This is a genomic window from Gemmobacter sp., assembly GCF_016792925.1.
GTDB lineage: Bacteria > Pseudomonadota > Alphaproteobacteria > Rhodobacterales > Rhodobacteraceae > Gemmobacter.
In genome coordinates this window covers 1-3275 of sequence record NZ_JAEULU010000133.1, presented here as the reverse complement: position 1 = coordinate 3275, position 3275 = coordinate 1, and the positions used below count along the sequence as shown (strand labels likewise).

The 3275-nt window shown below is 68.8% G+C and carries 2 protein-coding genes; both read right to left on the bottom strand.

The genetic code is table 11. The features are described 5' to 3' along the window. Positions 1-1618 (bottom strand): DNA translocase FtsK 4TM domain-containing protein (locus JNN06_RS06675; RefSeq protein ID WP_291238815.1); only part of this gene is annotated, 1618 nt, incomplete at its 3' end. An 8-nt stretch (positions 1619-1626) separates the two neighbouring features. Next, on the bottom strand, positions 1627-2805 hold the full coding sequence (locus JNN06_RS06670) for an aminotransferase class I/II-fold pyridoxal phosphate-dependent enzyme (RefSeq protein ID WP_291238814.1): 1179 nt from the start codon (positions 2803-2805) through the stop codon (positions 1627-1629). Positions 2806-3275: the final 470 nt, after the last annotated feature.

The window sequence follows — 3275 nt, the reverse complement described above, 5'->3', positions numbered from 1 at the left end:
CCGCAGCCGCCGCCGTCACCGCTGCGCCGACCGCCGCCCGGTGGAACGAGGGCATAGCCGGGGCCGCCTCCTCGCGCCGCTGCGCCGGGTGCAGCATCATCGGCGCGCGCGCCGCCGCCTCGGCAGCCGCCGCCTGTTGTTCCTCCAGCTGCGCCTGCGCCGCAGCCGCCCGCGCCGCCGCACCCGCCACCGCCGCGCTCACCGCCGTCAGCGGTGTGGCGTGATGCACCAGCGGGTCAGCCATCACCGGCTGCGCGCCCGCCACCACCGGCGGCTCGCTGCGCAGGCCCGGCTGGCCCGCGCCCCGGCGCATCAGCGACGGCTCGCGCCGCGCGATCGCCGCCTGCAAGGGCGTCATATGCGGCTGCGGCGCCGCCGCGCCCATGCCATGCCGCACCCGGCTTCGGATCACATCCGAAATCCGGGCCTTGATACGGTCTTCGCTTTGGGCAGGGTCATCGGACATGGCAGCGTCTTCATAGGCTTGGGCGGCCTGCGACAGGCCATATTCAGGCAATTCGGGTTCGGGAGAGCCAAAGAACAGCCGCCCCAGCAGCCCTTCTTTCTTGCGCGGCTGTGGCGGAAACTGGGGCGCGGCCATCCTCTGCGGCGCTTCATAGCCGCCCGCATAGCCATCCGCCCCCGGCATCTCGGGCGCCTCGAAGGCGTGGTAATCCTCCAGCACCGGCTCCGGTTCCTGCATCGGCATTGGCGGCGCCTCGGCCCGGATCACCCGGTTGCGCCGCGCCGCCGCCGCCACCACTGCGGCAGTCGAGGCCTCGGCCATCCGCATCGGCGGCGGGGCCGACAGGTTCACCGGCGCCAGATGATGCGCCGGCGCCGGGCGCGGCAGCTCATAGAACGCCGCATAATCCGCCTCTGCCCCGCGCCGCTCTGCCGCCTCGGCCCGGCGCTGCCTTTGCCGCTCTTGCAGCCCCTGCGCCGCCTGCAAGGCCCCGGCGCCGCCTTGGCCCGCCCAATGCATCACCTGGCTATAGGTCATCACCGACCCCACCACGAGGAAATGCCGGATCACCTCCAGCTCGTCGCGGTCAAACCCGGTCACGAACAAAAAGATCGCCAGCGTCGCCAAGCCCATGATCAGCGACAGAACCTTCAGGCCAAAGGTCGCCTTCACCGGCACCACGCCCAGCAGCGTGCCCATCACCGTATCGCCGAAATAGCCGCCCAGACCAAAGCTGTGCGCCTGATCCCAGGCCTCGCCCGGCACATGGGTCGAGGCAAAGGCTGCCGCCACCGCCACCGCGATCAGCGCAAACACCACCCGGCTGCCCGCGCGCTCGGCGCCGCGATGCAGCACATGGCGCAGCCCCCAGGCCAGCAGCATCAGCGGAATGGCCCAGGCCGCCCGCCCCACCAGATTGATCAGCGTCGAGGCAAAGGCCGCGCCAAGCCCGCCCAGCCAGTTGCTCACCGGCTGATCCGAGGCCGCCATCCAGCCGGGGTCTTCCGGCGAATAGCTCAGCAGCATGGCGGTGAACAGCAAGGCGCCGAACAGCAGGCCAATGCCGATCAACTCCCGCGCGCGGCGGGCCAAGGCGGCCTGCGTGGCCGGGTCCACCAGCGGATCGCGTTGACGCATCTGATACAGGGCCATCGGTCACCTCACCCGTAAATGCAATCGCGCAGCAGGTTCAGCCCGCGCTCGGTTTCGGCCTGCGGGGCGACCAGCGCCACGCGGATATAGTTTTTGCCGGGGTTCTGCCCGCCCGCCTCACGCGAGAGGTAGGCGCCGGGCAGCACCCGCACCCCGGTTTCGGTCCACAGCTTGATCGTCGCCGCCTCGCCATCTTCCACCGGAAGCCACAGGAAAAACCCGCCCTCCGGCGAAGCATAGCCCTGCATGCCCGCGAAGATCCGGTCGGCCGCGTCGAACTTGGCCTGATAGAGCGCGCGCGAGGCCGCCACATGCGCCTCATCGGCCCAAGCCGCCTCGGCCACCCGTTGCAGCGGCAAGGGCAGCGGCGCGCCCGCAAAGGCCCGCAGCTTGCGCAGCCGGATCATGCTTTGCACCCCCGCCGCCACAAAGCCCGAGCGGAGGCCGGGCAGGTTCGAGCGCTTGGACAGCGAATGAAAGGCCAGCACGCGCTCCGGGTCGGCGCCCACTTCCTGCGCCACTTCCAGAATGCCGGGCGGCGGCGCCGTGCGCCAGATTTCCGAATAGCACTCATCGGCGAAAATCTGGAAATCATGCTTTTCGGCCAGCGCAAGCAGGGTTTTCCAATAGGCCCGGCTGGCCACCGCGCCCTGAGGGTTCGCGGGCGAGCAGATATAGGCCACCGTCACCCGGTCCAGCAGCTCGGGCGCGAGGCTGGCATAATCCGGCAGATGGCCGGTGGCCGCCGTGGCGGGCACATAGACCGGCTCGGCGCCAATGGTCAGCGCGGCGACGGCGTAAACCTGATAGAAGGGGTTCGGCATCAGAATGGCGGGCTTCTGGCCGTTCTTGCTTTCCGGCGACAGCGCGATCAGCGCGTTGAACAGCCCCTCGCGCGTGCCGTTCAGCACCATCAGCCGGTTTTCCGCCAGCGTGACGCCATAGCGCCGCTGCACCCAGGCGGCGATGTTTTCCAGCAGTTCGGGCGTGCCGTCATTGGGGGGATAGACGCCAAAGCCCGCCAGATTGGCGGCCAGAATCGGCCCGACGAAATCGGGCATGGCGTGCTTTGGCTCGCCAATGGTCATCGCCAGCGGCGCGCCGCCGGGCGTCAGACGGTCGATCAGCGTCCGCAGGCGCGGAAACGCATAATCCGGCAGGTTCGAGAACCGCTCAGGAAACGCCATTTATACTGCCTCATGTCAGGGTCATATCGCCCCGTTACAGATCAGGATAACGGGCAAGTTCTTCCCGGTCCAGCAAAACGCGACACTATCTGTAGGGGTCCACTGCCGCCTGTGGCGTTTTTGCCCCCGCGCAAGCGCACATCCGGGCGGATCAGGAAACGCACTGCGTTTCCCCGCCCGTGTGGAAACATCTCCGCAAAACCGTTTCAGCCAACGACCGAGAGGCCAGTGCCCGCCCGGTGGGTGCGATAGCACCCGCCCCCCGCAGGGCGGGCGCTGGCCGAGTGCCTTTGGGGCACTCGCCCCAAACTCACCCCCGTTTCCATATGACATGGGCAATAGCCTCAGCCACCTCACATGGGGCGGAAACAGAAACGCACCGCGTTTCGCCGCCCCTGTGGAAGCGGAGCAGCAAAACCGTTTCAGCCAGCGACCGAGAGGCCCGAGCCCGCCCGGCGGGTGCGAAGCGC

Bases quoted from the DNA above. Each gene is read 5' to 3' on its own strand.
- JNN06_RS06670 (WP_291238814.1), bottom strand. From the start codon at position 2,805: ATGGCGTTTCCTGAGCGGTTCTCGAACCTGCCGGATTATGCGTTTCCG.